The organism is Anaerococcus lactolyticus ATCC 51172, assembly GCF_000156575.1.
Taxonomy (GTDB): domain Bacteria; phylum Bacillota; class Clostridia; order Tissierellales; family Peptoniphilaceae; genus Anaerococcus; species Anaerococcus lactolyticus.
In genome coordinates, this window is the sequence record NZ_GG666188.1 from 1 (window position 1) to 237 (window position 237).

Genomic DNA, 237 nt, shown 5'->3' on the forward strand with positions numbered 1-237 from the left:
GATCGGATGCTTGGAGAGCACGGCATTGCCATGGTGGCCTTCGGGATACACCGCGTTGCGCCCGTAGGCGAACTGCGGCCACATGCTGTCGGCCAGATACTCGTATTGCGGCGCCGGCGGCCAGGATGGCAGGCGCGCGGCGTGCAGGCTATGGGAGCCGAGGACCTCCTGGAGGAACACCAGGTCGGCACCGACGCTGCGCACCGCTTCGCGCAACTCCGGCAGGATGAAGCGCCG

Annotated in this window: 1 protein-coding gene; it reads right to left on the bottom strand. The window is 67.9% G+C overall.

All coding sequences use genetic code 11. From position 1 onward, the window contains the following. The coding region (locus HMPREF0072_RS11710; protein ID WP_369073167.1) for an endonuclease/exonuclease/phosphatase family protein at positions 1 to 237 on the bottom strand (237 nt) is incomplete at both ends.